Here is a 15855-nt window from a genome sequence, read left to right as displayed (position 1 = left end):
CTCATTCCTTCGGGCGGACGGGGGGCGGCGACAGTTTCGCGTCCGGATCGATTTTCACGGCCATATCAGGCGCAAGCTTGACCTGGCCTTCGCTTACGACGAGCTCCCCCGGCTTGACGCCGTCGAGAATCGCGACGCGATCGGCCTTCGTCTCGCCGAGCCGAACGAAACGGCGTTCCAGCTTCATCGGCTGTTCGGCGCCGCCGGGGGCCGCCTGGGCCGCGCCCGCCTGCGGGGCGGGATCGGCCGGCTTGACGACGAAGACAGTGTCGCCATAGAGCGAATAGGTGACCGCCGTGCGCGGCACGGTCGTGACCTCGACCGGGGCGCCGGCGCCGACCATCACATTGGCGAACATGCCCGGCAAAAGCAGCCTGTCCTTGTTTGCGAACAGGCCGCGCACCAGCACATTGCGGCTGTCGGCGGCGACGCGCGCGTCGACCGTCTCGACCTTGCCCCGGAAAATCTGACCGGGATGGGCGTCGACCGCGACCTCGATCTCCTGGCCGGGCTTCAGCATGCCGAGCCATTTTTCCGGCGCGGGAAAATCCACATAGATCGGATCGAGCTGCTGCAAGGTGATCAGGGTCGTACCCGGCGAGACATATTGGCCAAGATCCATCTTGCGGATGCCGAGCCGTCCCGCGAAGGGCGCGACGATCTGCTTCTGCGCGATCGCGGCGCGAACCTTCTCCACGGCGGCGGCGGCGGAATCGCGCGTCGCCTCGGCCGAGTCGAAGTTTGCTTTCGCCGTATTGCCGGTGACGGTCAGCTGACGCTGGCGCTGAAGCGCGAGATCGGCGTTCTTGAGGACGGCAAGATTGTTCTTGAGATCGGCTTGCTCGACGAAATTGTCGATCTCGAACAGCGGCGCCCCCTTGTCGACGTCCTGACCCGACTGCGCCTTGACGGCGACGAGCGTGCCGCCGATCTGCGGCGCAACGTCGATGCCCTGCACCGCGCGGAAACTTCCGATCGCCGGCAATTGCGGCGTCCAGGATTCATCCATCGCCTCGGCGACCGCGACCGTCGCCGGCGGCGGCGCCGCCTGGGAAATGAATTGCCGGATCATCTGCGGCTTGGTGACGAATTGAAAATAGCCCAGTCCGGCGGCGAGCCCGGCGAGGACGAGGAAAACCACGATAAGACTGATTGTGCGTTTCAAGATTGAGCCCTGATGGGGTCGAAAGAAATATGGGCCTGGCGACGCCATGTCAGCGCGCGCCGGACCTTGTCGCGGATCAATGCCGGAAGGGGACGCGTCCTTCCCTGATCACTCTGCCGGGGTTTTTGCGTCCAAATTCGGGCTTTGGCAAATATAGCTCCAGCACTAACCCGAGCGGAGCGCGCCCTCAAAACAAAATATCGACAACACTCTCACGAATTTAGGCGCCTGCACGGCCTCTCAAAACTTATGCGAGTACCCGATAGGTTCTGAACCAGGCGGTCGCCCGCTTCCAGGCGTCCTCGGCCTGTTCCCCTCGGTAGCTCGTCCGGTAATCGGCGAAAAACCCGTGCGGCGCGCCCGGATAAATCTCAAATTCGGCAATTTTGCCAGCGGATTTGAGTTTTTCCTGCATTTGCCGGACCTGATCCGGCGGAATGCCCTGATCCTCCGCGCCGTAGAGGCCGAGCACCGGCGCCTTCACCTGGTCGGCGAGCGCAAAGGCGCTCTGCGGCATCGCCGCGCTCGGCGGATCCATGAGGCTGCCATAGAAGGCGACGCCTGCCTTGAGCGCTGGATTATGCGTCGCGTAAAGCCAGACGGTGCGGCCGCCGCGACAAAATCCAATGATGCCGAGGCGCTCGCCGTCGCCGCCCGCGGCGACGGCATAGGCGGCGCTGGCGTCGAGGTCCGAGAACAGCTCAGTGTCCGGCTTGCTGTTTACGAGCGGCATCAGGTCGGAAATGTTCTCGATTTTCGTCAGGTCGCCCTTGCGGAAATAAAGATCCGGAGCGACGGCGAAAGCGCCAAGCTTGGCGAGGCGGCGCGTGACGTCCCTGATGTATTCGTGCAGGCCGAACACTTCCATCGCGACAAGGATGATCGGCGGCTTGTCGACTCCTGCGGGCCGCGCGAAATAGGCCGGCATGGCGCCGTCGCTGGTATTGACGGTCGTCATACCGGCGACAAGCCCATCGGCGCTGGTGTGGATGGCGTCAGCCCTGACAGGGCCAGCCGCGATCGTATAGCCCGCGGCGAGCGCCGCCGAGGAACCCATGAAGCCGCGCCGCGAGAGGGGCGCGGCGCGTGTCAGGCCGTGGACGTCGGACATTTGAATCGCCGCGGCGTCCTCGCCGGGATCGGGCGTTGCTTGGCGGCGCATGAGCGACCTTTCGTCCACTTTGCTCTCAGAGCGAAATTGCGAACCGCTTATACAAGATCGCCGCGGAGCATCCAACAGACCGGTGCGAGCGATAGCTGAGCCACAATCTTAATAGTTTAATAATTTCGAGGCCTCGCGCAGCGTGATATTTCTTCCACGGCGCAGACTTCGTTAAGTCGAAGCGTCGACCTCGACGCTTCTCGACAGTCGTTGGCTTGCGAAGTCGGCCGCGATTAAAGCAAGAACCGCAAAGTGGGGTGGGACGACATGAAAAGAATGACATTTGTGCTCGGATTGGGTCTGCTGGCGCAAGTCGCCGCCGAGCCCGCAGGCGCTCATGCGGCGTGCAATATTCCTGACGCAACGATCAAGAATGTTCAAGCTCAGCTCGACAAGGTCATAAAGCTTCCAGACGCCAACGGCGGCATTTTCAAGCCGAACCGCATGTGGTCGGCGATTGTCGACCGCAAAGGCCAGATCTGTTCCGTGATCAGCATTGGCGACGCCTGGCCGGGCAGCCGGGCCATCGCCATCGCCAAAGCCGGCACGGCGAATGACTTCAGCAATGACGCTCTGGCGCTGTCCACCGCAAATCTCTATGCGCCGACTCAGCCGGGCGGCTCGCTCTATGGGCTCAATAATTCAAATCCGTTCGACCCCGCCTTCCTTGCGCAGAATTCGCTGCCGCAGGCGTCGTCCTCGCAAGTCGCCTCGGTCGATAGTTTTCCGGAGCTATCGCGGAACGGCAAGGTTCCCGGCGGCATCATCACTTTTGGCGGCGGCGTCGCCCTTTATGACGCCAACAAGAAAGTGATTGGCGGGCTTGGCGTCAGCGGCGACAGTTCCTGCGCCGATCACGCGATCGCCTATCGCATGCGAAAGGCCGCCAAGCTTGACACTATCCCAGGAGGCGTCGGTCCGGGCGGCACGGACAATATCGCCTACGCCCCCCTGGGCGTCCCCCCGACCGGATTTCAGCAGCCACACTGCTTTCCGAGCGATATAACTCCCTAATCGAGAACGCAAAAAAAAAGCGCGCCCCTCGACGGGGCGCGCCAGTAACGTCAACTCTTGCGCGTTCAGCGCTTGACGGCGTCGGCAACCTTGCGGCCAGCGTCCTTCACATCGCCGACCGCCTCGCGCGCTGCGCCTTCGGCCTTGTCGGCTTTGCCTTCCGCGACAAGGCGGTCGTTGCCGGTCACCTTGCCGGCTACTTCCTTGACTGCGCCCTTCACTTTGTCAGCCGCGCCTTTGATATGCTCTTTATCAACCATGCTTTTTCCTCTCGTGAAGTTGCAAGGGAAACGGCGGACGTCCGGCTTGGTTCCAAAGGAAGCGGGCGCCGATTTCGGCGTCGCCGCCGCGCAAAATAGCGATCTGGCGTGGGCAAGTTGGAAGTGTCGCGCGAGCCGCGTTGACGAATTTGCCTCAAACTGGTCTACATCCGCCGACATTACACAGGCTTTAGCCTAAAAACCGGTCCGGGGATGAATTTAGCGACGCCTTTTGAGAACGCTTGGCGGTATCAGGAACTGATCCGGGCCGTGGTTCGACGCGAACTTGCGGTCCGCTTTCGCGGCTCCATTCTGGGCTGGCTGTGGGCGGTGTTCGGCCCGCTCGTGATGCTGTCCGCCTATACGATCATTTTTTCGAGCGCGGTCGGCGTGCCCGCCTCGGCCAAGAACGTCGGGGTTGGCGGCTACGCCCTGTCGATCTTCACCGGGCTGATTATTTTCAATCTTTTCAGCGAGATCGCCTATCGCTCGCCGGGCATGCTGCATGAACAGGCGTCGCTCATCAAAAAATCGATCTTCCCGAGCGAGACACTGGCCTGGACCGCGACAATTCGCGGCTCCGTCTACGCCCTGATCAGCGTCGCAGTGCTGATCTTGTTCAAGATCGGCGCGTCCTTTTCGCTGCCCTGGACGATTCTGCTGACGCCCCTCGTCGCGATCCCGTTCTTCTTATCCCTGCTCGGGATCTCCTGGTTCCTGATGGCGCTCGGCTCGTTCACGCGCGACGTCGCTCATCTGATGATCTCGATCGTCCCGGTTTTCATGTTCGCGACGCCCATCTTCTATTCGATCGACGACGTTCCGCCGCATTTGCGCCTTTACGTACATTTAAATCCCATAGGTAATAACGTCGAGATGATGCGCGATCTGCTTCTATTCGGCCGATTGCCCGACGCGCTGCTATATTTCGGGACCGTCGCCGGATCGCTCATCGTCTTTTATTTCGGCTATCGTTTTTTCATGCAGTACAAGGCCGTCTTCGTCGATGTCATCTGAACTCGTCATCAGCTGCAGCCATATCGGCAAGGCGTATCAGCTGTATATTCATCGTAACGACCAGTTGAAGCAGGCCCTTTTCGGCCGCTGGAAGCAGTTCTACCGCCAGCATTGGGTGTTGAAGGACGTCAGCTTCAAGGTCCATCAGGGCGAGCGGGTCGGAATTATTGGCCGCAATGGCGCGGGCAAGACGACGCTGCTGCAGATCATTTGCGGCATCACCCGTCCGACCGTCGGCAGCGTCAGCGTTTCCGGCCGCGTCGCGCCCATCCTCGCGCTTGGCTCCGGCTTCGACCTCGAGCTGACCGGCCGCGAGAACGCCCTGATCGGCGGCGCCATCCTCGGCGTCAAGCGCTCCGTCATCGAGGCGCGGCTGAGCGATGTCGCGGCTTTCGCGGATATTGGCGATTTCTTCTATCAGCCGCTGAAAATGTATTCGACCGGCATGGCGGCGCGCCTCGCGTTCGCCGTCTGCGCCTATGCGGACGCCGATATTCTGATCGTCGACGAAGCGCTTTCCGTTGGCGATCGCGCCTTCCAGGCCAAATGCGACGCCTTCATTCAGGAGTTCGCCAAAAAGGGCACGATCCTCGTCGTCTCGCATGACATGAAGATGCTGTCGCATCTTTGCGATCGCGTGATCTGGATCGACGACGGCGCCGTTCGCGACCTTGGCGCTCCGGATGATGTGATCGACGACTATCTCCAGGAAATCGAGGGCCGGTCGCGCCCCGCCAAAGTGGCTTCGGCCTGAAGGCTCCGCCGCAGCCGGGACTTTGAGGCAAGGTCAGGAGCGTGCTTTTCGGGCGGCCTTCGGCTTCGGATCAAAACTCAAATCCGCGGCAGCCGAAAAGGGTGCCAGCGAATGCCGCGCAGAGGCCGCGGCCTCGGCGGCGATCGACCGGTAGAGCGCGATCAGATCTTCGCCGAATTCGGTGACTGTGGCGCCCCAGTCGCGCCGGCCCGGAAAGGTCTCGACGATCGGCCGGTCGAAGCAGCGGTTCAGCCGATCGACGCTCAGCCAGCATGTTCGATAGGAAAGCCCGAGCGCGCGGCTTGCTCCGATGATGGATCGCTTGGCGCGAATCATATCGATCAATTCGACATCGGCCGGCCCGAGCGAACCGCCGTTGGGCCAATGCAACTCAATCGTGACGGTCGCGGCTGCGCGCTTGCGGCCGGTCACGCGGCGGGCGCCGGTAAGAACTCCAGCTGTTCGACCGGGCCGAATCTGGCGTTGCGACGCGCAATCAGGAAAAGAGCGAGGCCAAGCTCGGCGGCGATCGCGAGGGCGATCAGCCAGATCAGATGCGGGTTTTCTCGCACGATCGATTCCGAGCCGACCAGGATGGCGACGTGAATCAGCGGGATGGCGAGAACCGTCGAGGTCGTCGCCGCCGAGCCGCGTCCTGTCGCCGCCGCGACGGTCAAGACCAGCCCGACCGCCAGCAACGCATGAGTCAGCGCCAGAATCGGAATGAAGCAGCGCTTGGCCGCCTCGCTCATCCATTCAGCGTAGCCGCGCGGATCCCATCTCTCAGGCGGGATCGCGGCGAAGAAATCGCCAAGCGGCAGTTCGAAAACGCCGCGCCAATCTCGTTTCGGCAGCGCGCCCGCGCCCTGCATGTCGATCGGCAGCGCATATTGCTCGAAATTGGCGTTGCGCATCGCCTGCGCTCCGGAGGGCAGCGTCTGGATCGAGCCGTGATTGAGGACGATCACCACGCCCTGCTCGTTGCGGCGGAATTCGGCCTCCTCCGCATTGATGATCTGCTCCTCGTTCTTTTCCGCCGAATATTGGTAGATGAACATGCCGGCGGCCACGTCGGCGGAGCGCCAGCGCTGAAAGAACATGGTCCGCGCGCCCTTGTCGAAGGTGTAGAAATGGGCCGGCTCCAGCATCCGGTGATTGAGCGAATTGCGGATGACATGGATGACATCATGCATCTGCCCGACATAAGAGGGGGCGATGTAGGACGACAGGGCGTAGCCGGCCCCGACAGCCGCCGCAGCGACGATCAGCGCCGGCAGGCAGAGCGACCAGACCGAAAGCCGGATCGAATAGAGCACCGCGATCATGCCGTCCGACGACATGCGGCTGAATTCAAGCGCCACGGCGACGCCGACCGACAATGGCAAAGCGAGATAAAGCACGGTCGGCAAGGTGCCGAGCAGGGCGGGCCAGAGCAGGCCGCCGCGGATGGCCGCGGCCGGCAGCGTCTGGAACAAGGACGTCATCACCAGCGGAATGCACAGCATCGCCTCTATCAGAAGCGCGGTGACGCCGATCCGTTTCGCAAGATAGAGGGTCAGCAGCCGCGGCATGTCGCGGCTCCTTAGACTTTGAGGCGCGCGTGCGCCCTCTTTGAGTAATCGAGCCATGCCTTGTCGAAAACGCGGCGGCTTGGCAGCGACGTGGCGCCGGCCCAATGGGCGAAGAAAATCCGGTCTTTCGCCCCATCGAGCGGCAGCCCCTCCGCGTCGAAGGTGACGTCGCTGGCCTTGTAGAAGCTTTCGTCGGAGGCGCCCGGAACGCGTTCGGTCAGCGAGGCGATCTTGAGCCCGCGCCGGTGCGTGATGAAATTGCTGAGCGGCTGAGCGAACAGCATTCCGTGCTTGCGCACGTCATGGAAGATCGCCTCGTCGCGCTCGATCACTTCATAAAAATGCTGCAGCGAAAGGATCTTGTTCGAGGTGATGAAAAAGCCGTCGTTGAACAGCCTGACGTCGCGCAGAAAGTCATATTTCGCGCGCTTCTTGTTGTAGACATATTCGTCGCTGGTCGACGCCATGATGAAATCCGTCTTGCCCGGCTCCAGCTTGCCGAACGCCTCGCTGACGTCGCGAAAGAGGATTGTATCGACGTCGATATAGAGCACCTCGTCAAGCGGCAGGGCGAGCGAAAGGAATTTTCGCAAGCGGCGCCGGTGTCCCGGAAACAGCGGATAAAGCCGGCTCGCCAGGGCGTCGAGCTCGCGCGAATCCTCGGTGACGAGATGAACGCCGTAAATGTCGGCCGCCCGCCGCGTCAAGGTCAAATTATCGTCATAGGGGATGAGATAGAGCGGCGTATTCGCATTGGTGGCCGCATAGCTTTCAAGAAAGGGCAGCAGCCAGTCGGAAATCCGATCATTGGCGACTATGGCGACGCCTCTTGCGCCTGGCTTGGCCGTCGCGGCGTCCGCCGGGCGCGCAACTGCAGCAGGGGCGGCCGGCTGGCGGCCCGTTTGATCGTCTAGAAGAGATTCGCGCATCAGAATGGGTCAGGCCGTGTTGATCAGCCATGGCCCATAGCGCAACGCCGCATGCAAGTAAAATCGGCGCCAGTCAGGCTTCGTCCCTGGCCATCGCGTCAGGGCGCACGCCTCTCGCTTATCGCAATGCGGCTTGATCCGCCCCGTCGAGATAGCCGTATCGTCCGAGCGTCGATCGCGCCTGATCCATGAAGATCCTCAGCGCCTCCGGCGGCATCTCGTCCTTGTAGCTGCCCGCCTCGCCGCGACGGAAGAAAAACGGTCGGTCGAAAGCGTGATCGTCGCGGCCGAATCCCTGCTTTGCCTCTTTCTCGCGCAATTTGCCGAAGGAGCTCGCCTCCGCCACCGTCTGCAGACGTGAGTCGTCGCGGGAAACGCCGGCAAATGCGCAAAAGCGCCGCAGCTCGGCCACGGGGTCGCGCAGCAGATCTTCATATTTGATTACGATCATGTCCGCGCCATAGGGGTTTTTCGCCCAGGCGTCGACATGTTCGCTCCAATGGCAGGGATAAAGCGGCGTCGCCTTGTTGACGAACTCGAGGAGATCGATCTTTTGGCCGTCGATGACCTCGCGATAGTGGCGATAGGACACCATCGCGTCGCGGCCGTCGCGCAAGAGATAAACGACCCGATGATAGTCGGGCAAAGGCAAGTCATGCGACTTGAAGAACATCGGCGTCGCGTAGCGCTTGTAGAACTTGCCATAGTTTACGTCGGGCGTGAGATCATGGATCAATCCTGCCGGGCTGAGATTGACGTCGACGCCGAACACCACGCCCGCGACGAGATTCTGGAACCAGGTGTTGCCGGATTTCGGAAATCCCACGACGAAAATATCTTCCGGAACATATTCGCCGATCGGCGTGAAGCCTTCCGGGACGAACTCTTTTTTTCGCGGTCCCTGCAGAGCGGCGCCCGTCCTCTGCAAGAAAGCGCCGATCCTCTCGAAAGGCGACATATCAGCCCTTTTCCTCAAGTTGGCCGCGCCGGGCCGCCGCTGGCTCAGTTTCGGGATTTATTCGTGAGATATTGCAAATCATGCTTTGTTTGGACAGAACTGATTTTCTCATTTCGCCAAAATAGAATAATTTTTTCCCGCGTTAGGGCGCTGATTTAGAACGTTTTAAATCTTGGTCGTCGTCCGCGGCTCGCCTAATGCATCCTTTACGACGCGATCTTGAAAGGATCGCGATTCAACTTCTTTACGGAGCGATTCAACTTGCCGCGCTGGCCGAAAAGGCCCTAGAGCCTCATCACGCGGCGCAGGCGCGTTCCCTCCCTCCACGCCCGGCGCTACAAGTGGATCAATGGTTTCCCGGGCTTGGAGAGATTCAATCCAAGCCTATTCATGAGCGGGCGATGACGGGCACAACGAGAAACTTCGGCGTCAGTTCCGTGGGAGCTTCCCCGGAGCCCCACCGCGCAGAGGCGGGGCGTCTCGCCGCGCTAGCGGATCGCCGCGCCTCCGGCGCTCCGGACCTCGCCGGCAAGACCGTGCTGCTCATCCATCCGGCCTGGCATTCCTGCGGCAGCCATCAGGTATTCGTGTCGCAGGCTCGGGCCTATCGCAGCCTTGGCGCGCGGGTTCTCAGCCTCGCCATCGCCGATTCGCCAGGCGCCGTCCAAGGATCGCGCGCCCATAAGGTCTACGCGGCGGCGACGCCGGATCTTGCGGCGGACGCCCGGTTCTATTCGGGCATGCCGCTGGCCCGCGTGCCGCGGCTGGCCTTCCTCAATGCGGCGCGCCTCTGGCTGCATGGCAATTTCGCCGCCATTCTGGTCGAAAGCACAACGCTCGCGCCGATCCCCGCCGCGCTCCGGGCCGAGACGAAGATCGACTTCATCCACTGCAATCATTTTTTCTGCATGCCCGCGGCCATGGCGATGAAACAGCGCCATGGCGCGCCGGTCGCGCTCGACACCCATGATCTGCAGGCGCGGCAATATGCCCTGCGCAATGAATCCGGCTGGACCGTCCCGCCGCGGGCAAAATTCGACGCCATGCTCGCGATCGAACTCGCCGAACTCGGCAAAGCCGACGTGCTGCTGCATCTCAATAATGAGGAAGCGGCGAGTTTCAAGATGCTGTTGCCGTCGAGCCGACATGAACTCGTCTATCCGGCGACGCCTCCCGTTGCGGTCGGCGCCGGCGGGCCGGATTTCATCATCGTCGCCAGCGCCAATTACGCGAATTTCCTTGGCGTCGTCTGGTTTCTCGAAGAGGTTCTGCCGCTCGCGCCTAACGTCGCAGTGAAAATCATCGGCAATATCGATCGCGAATTCCGCGCGCGTGCGCCGGCGCTGTTCAAACGCCATGCGGCGCTGTTTTCCGGCCGCATTGAGGATCTCGACGCGGCTTACGCCAACGCCGCCGCCGTTCTCCTGCCGACGACGGAGGGGCATGGCATCTCCATCAAGACGATCGAGGCGCTGTCCTCCGGCGCGCCGCTGATCGCGACGCCGCACGCCTTTCGCGGCATGCAGATCGAACCCGCGCAATTGCGCAATGTGGCGCTTGCGACCGAGCCGGCGCGGTTTGCCGCGGCGCTAACCCGGGCGCATGCGTCGCGTCACGCGCCAGCCGCCGACCGGGCCTCGTCGGACACGCGGCGCGCCTATGAGGCGCATTTCGGCTTCAACGCCTATCGCGCCGCGCTGGCGCGTGTCGCGGCCTCCTTGCTCGGGCTTTAGAGCCATATTCCGAAGCACCGCGGAATTCGCCGCCAACGCAAAGAATCGATCATATTTTGCAAATTTGGAGGGGCTTGCGCCAATATCTTCGAGATCCGGACGCCTCTCCGATTGCTCGGTCTTTTTCGGCCGGGAGAACCCGGCTAAACCGAATATGCGCCAGGCGGAAGCCGGCCGGGGAGGTTGGACGACGTCCAGGTCTCGTCAAGACATGGTTTGAGGAAACGCGCGGAGCAGAAAATGCCAGTCGACGTCAAATACACCGCCGAGGCCACCGCGACGGGAGGCCGTGACGGTCATGCGGGCACCCCCGACGGAAAAATCGACCTGAAACTCTCGACGGTGAAGGAACTTGGGGGCGGGGGCGGCCCCGGAACCAATCCCGAGCAGCTTTTCGCGGCGGGCTATGCGGCGTGCTTCATCGGCGCGCTCAAGGTCGCGGCCATTCAGGACAAGGTCAGCGTGCCCGCCGATACGAGCGTCACGGCGCATGTCGGGATCGGTCCGCGCTCGGAGGGAGGCTTTGGCATCACAGCCGATCTGACGATCTCTTTGCCGGGTCTTGATCCTGCAAAGGCCGAGGCGTTGATCGCCAAGGCGCATCAAAGTTGCCCCTATTCCAACGCGACCCGCGGCAACCTCGATGTCGGCCTGACATTGGCTTGAGGGACCCGCAGGCTCGGATTGGCTTGGCACCGGCCATGACAGGCGGCGGCGCGGCGATAACGGGCCGCGCCGCCGGGATTGAATTTCCGGCAGTATAACAAACAACAATATAACTGGAGGAACCATGTCTAAGAACGCTTGGCCAATCGCGCTTTGCGCAATCGTCTCGCTGCAACTCGGCCCGGCCGCGGCGGCAGTCGATGCAATCCCCATGGTGTTGATCCCTGCGGGCGGCGACGTGCAATGGCAGGCGGGCCCGCCGAGTTTACCCAAGGGAATCGAGATCAGCGTGCTAGCCGGAGATCCGGCGAAGCCGGGGCCGTTCGTTTTGCGGTTGAAGATGCCGCCGAATATCGTCATCGCTCCGCACACGCACGCCACGGCGGAAAATGTGACGGTTTTAAGCGGCGCAGTGTTTCACGGCATGGGGGAGAAGCTGGATGTGAACTCCGGCGACAGGCTGGAGCGCGGCGGCTTTGTCTATTTGCCGGCCTTGATGCCCCATTCCGTCTGGACGACCGGCGAAGCCGTCGAGTTTCAGGTGACGGGGACCGGGCCATTCGGCGTTAACTATATCAACCCGGCCGACGATCCCAGCAAAGGCGCGAAATAGGGAGAGGGTTCGTTTCAACCCGAACGTCCGATTTTGGCGTATTTTAGCGACCCCGGCCAGTCTGGCGCCTCCCTCCTGCCCATGACACAGCACGGGGCCGCGTCACGCCGCCGCTGAGGCTCTTGGATCATATAAAGACTTGCTTATATCTTTATTGCGTTGATCCACTGCGCCTGATATACAGCTTCGAAATCGAAAGCGCCGGAGCCAGCCGTGACCCATTCCTTCAACGATTACGCCATTGCCGACATTAAGCTCGCCGATTGGGGCCGGCGCGAACTCGCGATCGCCGAGACCGAAATGCCCGGTCTCATGGCGACCCGCGCGGAATATGGGCCGAGCCAGCCGCTGAAGGGCGCGCGCATCGCCGGATCGCTGCATATGACGATCCAGACCGCGGTGCTGATCGAGACCCTCAAGGCTCTCGGCGCCGACATCCGCTGGGCCTCCTGCAACATCTATTCGACGCAGGACCACGCCGCCGCCGCCATCGCCGCGGCCGGCATTCCGGTCTTCGCGCGCAAAGGCGAGAGCCTCTACGACTATTGGGAATATACCCATAAGATCTTCGAATGGGACGACGGCGGCGCGCCGAACCTCATCCTCGACGATGGCGGCGACGCCACCATGCTGGTTCATCTCGGCATGCGCGCCGAGGCGGGGGACACGGCTTTCCTCGAGACGCCCGGCAATGAAGAAGAGGAATTCTTCTTCGCCGCCATCAAGCGGCGGCTCGTCTCGCATCCCGGCCTCTACACGAAATACGGCCAGGCGATCAAAGGGGTGAGCGAAGAGACGACGACCGGCGTGCACCGGCTCTATCTGATGGAGAAGGACGGCAAGCTGCTGTGGCCGGCGATCAACGTCAATGATTCCGTGACCAAGTCGAAATTCGACAATCTCTACGGCTGCCGCGAATCGCTCGTCGACGGCATTCGCCGCGGCACCGATGTGATGATGGCCGGCAAGGTGGCGATGGTGGCGGGCTTCGGCGACGTCGGCAAAGGCTCGGCGGCCTCGCTGCGCAACGCCGGCGCGCGCGTGCTCGTCTCCGAAGTCGATCCGATCTGCGCGCTGCAGGCGGCCATGGAAGGCTATGAAGTCACGACCATGGAAGAGGCGGCGCCGCGCGCCGACATTTTCGTCACCTGCACCGGCAATATCGACGTGATCACGGTCGAGCATATGCGGGCGATGAAAGACCGCGCCATCGTCTGCAACATCGGCCATTTCGATTCCGAAATTCAGGTCGCGGGCCTGCGCAATTTCAAATGGCACAATGTGAAGCCGCAGGTCGACGAGATCGAATTCGCCGACGGCAAGCGCATCATCCTTCTGTCCGAGGGCCGGCTCGTCAATCTCGGCAACGCCACCGGCCATCCGTCCTTCGTGATGTCGGCCTCCTTCACCAATCAGACGCTGGCGCAGATCGAACTATGGACCAAACAGGGCCAGTATGAGCGCAAGGTCTACACCCTGCCAAAGCATCTCGACGAGAAGGTCGCGGCGCTGCATCTCGACAAGATTGGCGTGAAGCTCAGCAAATTGACGCCGGCGCAATCGATCTACCTCGGCGTGCCGGAGCACGGCCCGTTCAAGCCGGATCACTACCGGTATTGAGCGGTAGACTCAGCCCATAAACAAGGCCGTCCGCGAGGGCGGCCTTTTTGTTTGCTTGTCTTCCGAAGGCATTCCCTTTCAGATCGCGCAGATACAGCGCGGGCGCTCGTTTAGAGATCGAACTTCGCCGGGAAACGTCGCGCTCTTCGGATATGATAACCCGGCCGGCTCCGACTTCAGCTCTTCGCGCGGGGCTCCCTGACCGGGCCCAGATCGACTTGGATCTCCTCTCCGTCGATACGCAGCGGATAGGGATGCAGGGCGTTGCGCACGGCGTGGGTGACGCATTTGCCGGTGTCGCACTCAAAGCCCCAATTATGGTGCAGGCAGGTCACCTTCCTGCCGTCGAAGCTCGACTCGGTCAGCGGCATGTCGGCATGGGGGCAGCGCCCGCGATAGGCCTTGAGTTCGCCGCCGGCCGGCCAGACCAGCAGAACGCTTTTCTTTCCGGCCTGGAAAAGGCCCATGCTTCCTTCGCCGACTGCGTCGGCGCTGCAGATTGAGGTAAACGCCATCGATTCCGTCTCTCGCAGTGAATGCCAGAGCCGGGCAGCAAATTGCGGACCAGGAAAAAAAGCGCGGCGCGCAGCGTGATCTCTGTCAAATGTCGGGAAAATGACCTTGCCGCGGAGGATTCTCAACAAATCCGCCGATTCTGTTTCGCCGACGCGCCACGAAACGGCAGCGGCTTTCCCCGGCGTTCAGGACGCCACCCGCAGCGTCACGCCAAAGCGCTTAACGATGGATGGGTCGCCCTCCCATTGCCGCCACAGCTTGAGCCCGAGGGTGGTCGTTGCCGTGGACGATCCCGCCGCCCTTGCCCGAATCGTCCAGCTTGCTTCGCCTCCGGCGCCGAGCGCGCCCGACAGCGTCCGATACGGGCCCTGCCGAACGTCGAGCAATTCGGCGTCATAGGGCTCAAGGCTCCAGCCATAGCCGGTCGAGGGATTTTCGGGCAGCCGCAGGGTGATTGTTTCCCCGGCGTGCAGCCGGATCGTTCTGCCATTGTCGGCTTCGCCGGCGATCCGCCCGGGATTCTGCGCCCGCGCGGCGCCGGACGCCAGCATTGCGCAAGCGCAGGCTGCGACAAAGGCCTTGATACATGCGCGCGCCATCGGCGATCTCGCTGTCTTACGCGTTGCTATGGCCTCGGCTAAGGTCTCGTCAAGATTATAGGCGCAGCCGGACCGGGAGCCAGCCTTTGCTCGGGAGAGCTTCGCCATAGAAAGGGAGCATCTGCGTGATCAGGCGAGCCATTTTCCTATCGATTGCAATCATAGCGGCTCCTTTTGCGTCGCGCGCCGACGATGGCGCCGATCCTGTGCTGGCTGCGGCGACCGACGTTGGCGGCGTGGTGATGTTCATGGAGTCTGGCGCGCCCGGCATGGTGCTTGCGGTCGTGCGCGGCGGCCACAGTCTCGTGCTCGGCTATGGCGAGACCGAGAAGGGCAATAAGCGCACGCCGGACGGTGATAGTTTGGTGCGGCTGAATTCGATCACAAAAGTGTTCGCCACCGAAACGCTCGCAGCGCTCGCCGCCGACGGCAAGCTGCGGCTGACCGACACGCTGCAGCGCTATGCCGGCGCCGCCAAGGTTCCGGCGTCGAGCGGCCATGAGATCACGCTGCTCGACCTCGCCACCCATTCGGCGGCGCTGCCGCGTGAAATGGGCGAATCGCCCGAAGGGGTGATGCAGCGCGCTTGGCCGACAAGGGCCGACCGCTGGGCCTGGCTGCCGGGCTACAAGCTGCCATGGGCGCCGGGGACCATCGCTTCCTATTCCAACGTCAGCTTCGATCTGCTCGCCGACGCGATCGAGACCGCCGCGGGCGAAGCCTATCCGAATGTGCTGCGCGCCCGCGTGACGGCGCCGCTCGGCATGGCCAATACAACCTTCACACCGACGCCGGCGCAATGCGAAAGACTGATGGTGGGCTCGGGGCTCGGCGGCGCCGGTCCCTGCGTCGACACCACCGCCACCGACGGCAGCGGCGGCCTCTACAGCACGGCCAACGACATGGCGCGCTGGCTGCGCCACAACATAGAGGACGCCAATGACGGTCCGCTCGCGCTGAGCCATGCGGTCTACCGGCAGCGGCAAGCGCTCGAGGCGGCGATCGGCTTCGACGAGGCGGGGCCGATGTCGGGTCTTGGCCTCGGCTGGGTGATCACGGCGGGGGAGGGGATCCGTCCGACGCTGATCGCCAAGAGCGGCGGCGGCGTTGGATTTATGAGCTATATCGTCTTTGCGCCGGGACGCGGCGTCGGCCTGTTCGTCGCCGTCAACCGGGCCGAATTTGGGATGTTCAAAGCCCTCACCGAAACCGCGAACGGGATCGTCATGGATCTCGTTACGCGCTAGCGGGACGCCGCACCGGTCGCGACGAGGAAGT

General features: G+C 62.4%; 17 protein-coding genes. 8 read left to right on the top strand and 9 right to left on the bottom strand.

Annotated features, from left to right (window positions below; translation table 11 throughout):
• Nucleotide 1: 1 nt before the first annotated feature.
• Complete coding sequence (locus MSIL_RS04875; protein WP_012589983.1) at nt 2-1165, bottom strand: efflux RND transporter periplasmic adaptor subunit; 1164 nt, start codon at nt 1163-1165, stop codon at nt 2-4.
• 247 nt (nt 1166-1412) lie between these two features.
• Nucleotides 1413-2276 (bottom strand): dienelactone hydrolase family protein, encoded by an 864-nt coding sequence (locus tag MSIL_RS04870; protein WP_012589982.1) that lies wholly within the window; start codon nt 2274-2276, stop codon nt 1413-1415.
• 318 nt (nt 2277-2594) lie between these two features.
• Here MSIL_RS04870 and MSIL_RS04865 point away from each other — a divergent pair, with 318 nt between their 5' ends.
• Nucleotides 2595-3341 (top strand): GlcG/HbpS family heme-binding protein, encoded by a 747-nt coding sequence (locus MSIL_RS04865; RefSeq protein WP_012589981.1) that lies wholly within the window; start codon nt 2595-2597, stop codon nt 3339-3341.
• Nucleotides 3342-3406: 65 nt separating this feature from the next.
• On the opposite strand, the gene MSIL_RS04860 is transcribed toward MSIL_RS04865, so the two are convergent.
• Complete coding sequence (locus MSIL_RS04860; RefSeq protein ID WP_012589980.1) at nt 3407-3601, bottom strand: CsbD family protein; 195 nt, start codon at nt 3599-3601, stop codon at nt 3407-3409.
• Between the two features lie 270 nt (nt 3602-3871).
• On the opposite strand from MSIL_RS04860, the gene MSIL_RS04855 reads away from it, so the two are divergent.
• Both MSIL_RS04855 and MSIL_RS04850 read left to right on the top strand, forming a co-directional pair.
• A complete protein-coding gene (locus MSIL_RS04855; RefSeq protein WP_244406216.1) occupies nt 3872-4618 on the top strand; it encodes an ABC transporter permease in 747 nt (248 codons plus the stop codon).
• On the top strand, nt 4608-5372 hold the full coding sequence (locus MSIL_RS04850) for an ABC transporter ATP-binding protein (protein ID WP_012589978.1): 765 nt from the start codon (nt 4608-4610) through the stop codon (nt 5370-5372). The genes MSIL_RS04855 and MSIL_RS04850 overlap by 11 nt, the downstream gene beginning before the upstream one ends.
• 33 nt (nt 5373-5405) lie before the next feature.
• Here MSIL_RS04850 and MSIL_RS04845 read toward each other — a convergent pair whose 3' ends face one another.
• From MSIL_RS04845 to MSIL_RS04830, 4 genes are all read right to left on the bottom strand, one after another.
• Complete coding sequence (locus MSIL_RS04845) at nt 5406-5804, bottom strand: winged helix-turn-helix domain-containing protein (protein ID WP_012589977.1); 399 nt, start codon at nt 5802-5804, stop codon at nt 5406-5408.
• A complete protein-coding gene (locus tag MSIL_RS04840; protein ID WP_012589976.1) occupies nt 5801-6943 on the bottom strand; it encodes an LptF/LptG family permease in 1143 nt (380 codons plus the stop codon). The genes MSIL_RS04845 and MSIL_RS04840 overlap by 4 nt, the downstream gene beginning before the upstream one ends.
• Before the next feature lie 11 nt (nt 6944-6954).
• Nucleotides 6955-7872, bottom strand: coding sequence for a hypothetical protein (locus MSIL_RS04835; RefSeq protein WP_012589975.1), 918 nt, complete (start codon nt 7870-7872; stop codon nt 6955-6957).
• Between the two features lie 118 nt (nt 7873-7990).
• Nucleotides 7991-8830 carry a sulfotransferase domain-containing protein gene (locus MSIL_RS04830; protein WP_012589974.1) on the bottom strand — a complete coding sequence of 280 codons (840 nt, stop codon included), beginning with the start codon at nt 8828-8830 and terminating at the stop codon, nt 7991-7993.
• Between the two features lie 401 nt (nt 8831-9231).
• On the opposite strand from MSIL_RS04830, the gene MSIL_RS04825 reads away from it, so the two are divergent.
• From MSIL_RS04825 to ahcY, 4 genes are all read left to right on the top strand, one after another.
• Nucleotides 9232-10563 carry a glycosyltransferase gene (locus MSIL_RS04825; RefSeq protein WP_012589973.1) on the top strand — a complete coding sequence of 444 codons (1332 nt, stop codon included), beginning with the start codon at nt 9232-9234 and terminating at the stop codon, nt 10561-10563.
• 240 nt (nt 10564-10803) lie between these two features.
• Complete coding sequence (locus tag MSIL_RS04820) at nt 10804-11229, top strand: organic hydroperoxide resistance protein (RefSeq protein WP_012589972.1); 426 nt, start codon at nt 10804-10806, stop codon at nt 11227-11229.
• Between the two features lie 124 nt (nt 11230-11353).
• Complete coding sequence (locus tag MSIL_RS04815; RefSeq protein WP_012589971.1) at nt 11354-11842, top strand: cupin domain-containing protein; 489 nt, start codon at nt 11354-11356, stop codon at nt 11840-11842.
• 213 nt (nt 11843-12055) lie between these two features.
• On the top strand, nt 12056-13462 hold the full coding sequence (gene ahcY / locus MSIL_RS04810) for an adenosylhomocysteinase (protein WP_012589970.1): 1407 nt from the start codon (nt 12056-12058) through the stop codon (nt 13460-13462).
• Nucleotides 13463-13638: 176 nt separating this feature from the next.
• On the opposite strand, the gene MSIL_RS04805 is transcribed toward ahcY, so the two are convergent.
• Both MSIL_RS04805 and MSIL_RS20030 read right to left on the bottom strand, forming a co-directional pair.
• Nucleotides 13639-13977, bottom strand: coding sequence for a Rieske 2Fe-2S domain-containing protein (locus MSIL_RS04805; RefSeq protein WP_012589969.1), 339 nt, complete (start codon nt 13975-13977; stop codon nt 13639-13641).
• 186 nt (nt 13978-14163) lie between these two features.
• Complete coding sequence (locus tag MSIL_RS20030; protein ID WP_012589968.1) at nt 14164-14577, bottom strand: protease inhibitor I42 family protein; 414 nt, start codon at nt 14575-14577, stop codon at nt 14164-14166.
• Nucleotides 14578-14702: 125 nt separating this feature from the next.
• Here MSIL_RS20030 and ampH point away from each other — a divergent pair, with 125 nt between their 5' ends.
• On the top strand, nt 14703-15824 hold the full coding sequence (gene ampH / locus MSIL_RS04795) for a D-alanyl-D-alanine-carboxypeptidase/endopeptidase AmpH (RefSeq protein ID WP_012589967.1): 1122 nt from the start codon (nt 14703-14705) through the stop codon (nt 15822-15824).
• The last annotated feature ends 31 nt before the right edge of the window (nt 15825-15855 follow it).

This window comes from Methylocella silvestris BL2 (assembly GCF_000021745.1).
Taxonomy (GTDB): domain Bacteria; phylum Pseudomonadota; class Alphaproteobacteria; order Rhizobiales; family Beijerinckiaceae; genus Methylocapsa; species Methylocapsa silvestris.
This window is presented reverse-complemented; position numbering and strand designations above follow the sequence as displayed.

Bases quoted from the DNA above. Each gene is read 5' to 3' on its own strand.
- MSIL_RS20030 (WP_012589968.1), bottom strand. From the start codon at position 14,577: ATGGCGCGCGCATGTATCAAGGCCTTTGTCGCAGCCTGCGCTTGCGCA.
- MSIL_RS04850 (WP_012589978.1), top strand. From the start codon at position 4,608: ATGTCATCTGAACTCGTCATCAGCTGCAGCCATATCGGCAAGGCGTAT.
- MSIL_RS04870 (WP_012589982.1), bottom strand. From the start codon at position 2,276: ATGTCCGACGTCCACGGCCTGACACGCGCCGCGCCCCTCTCGCGGCGC.
- MSIL_RS04815 (WP_012589971.1), top strand. From the start codon at position 11,354: ATGTCTAAGAACGCTTGGCCAATCGCGCTTTGCGCAATCGTCTCGCTG.
- MSIL_RS04835 (WP_012589975.1), bottom strand. From the start codon at position 7,872: ATGCGCGAATCTCTTCTAGACGATCAAACGGGCCGCCAGCCGGCCGCC.
- MSIL_RS04825 (WP_012589973.1), top strand. From the start codon at position 9,232: ATGACGGGCACAACGAGAAACTTCGGCGTCAGTTCCGTGGGAGCTTCC.
- MSIL_RS04805 (WP_012589969.1), bottom strand. From the start codon at position 13,977: ATGGCGTTTACCTCAATCTGCAGCGCCGACGCAGTCGGCGAAGGAAGC.
- MSIL_RS04860 (WP_012589980.1), bottom strand. From the start codon at position 3,601: ATGGTTGATAAAGAGCATATCAAAGGCGCGGCTGACAAAGTGAAGGGC.
- MSIL_RS04865 (WP_012589981.1), top strand. From the start codon at position 2,595: ATGAAAAGAATGACATTTGTGCTCGGATTGGGTCTGCTGGCGCAAGTC.
- MSIL_RS04830 (WP_012589974.1), bottom strand. From the start codon at position 8,830: ATGTCGCCTTTCGAGAGGATCGGCGCTTTCTTGCAGAGGACGGGCGCC.
- MSIL_RS04820 (WP_012589972.1), top strand. From the start codon at position 10,804: ATGCCAGTCGACGTCAAATACACCGCCGAGGCCACCGCGACGGGAGGC.
- MSIL_RS04840 (WP_012589976.1), bottom strand. From the start codon at position 6,943: ATGCCGCGGCTGCTGACCCTCTATCTTGCGAAACGGATCGGCGTCACC.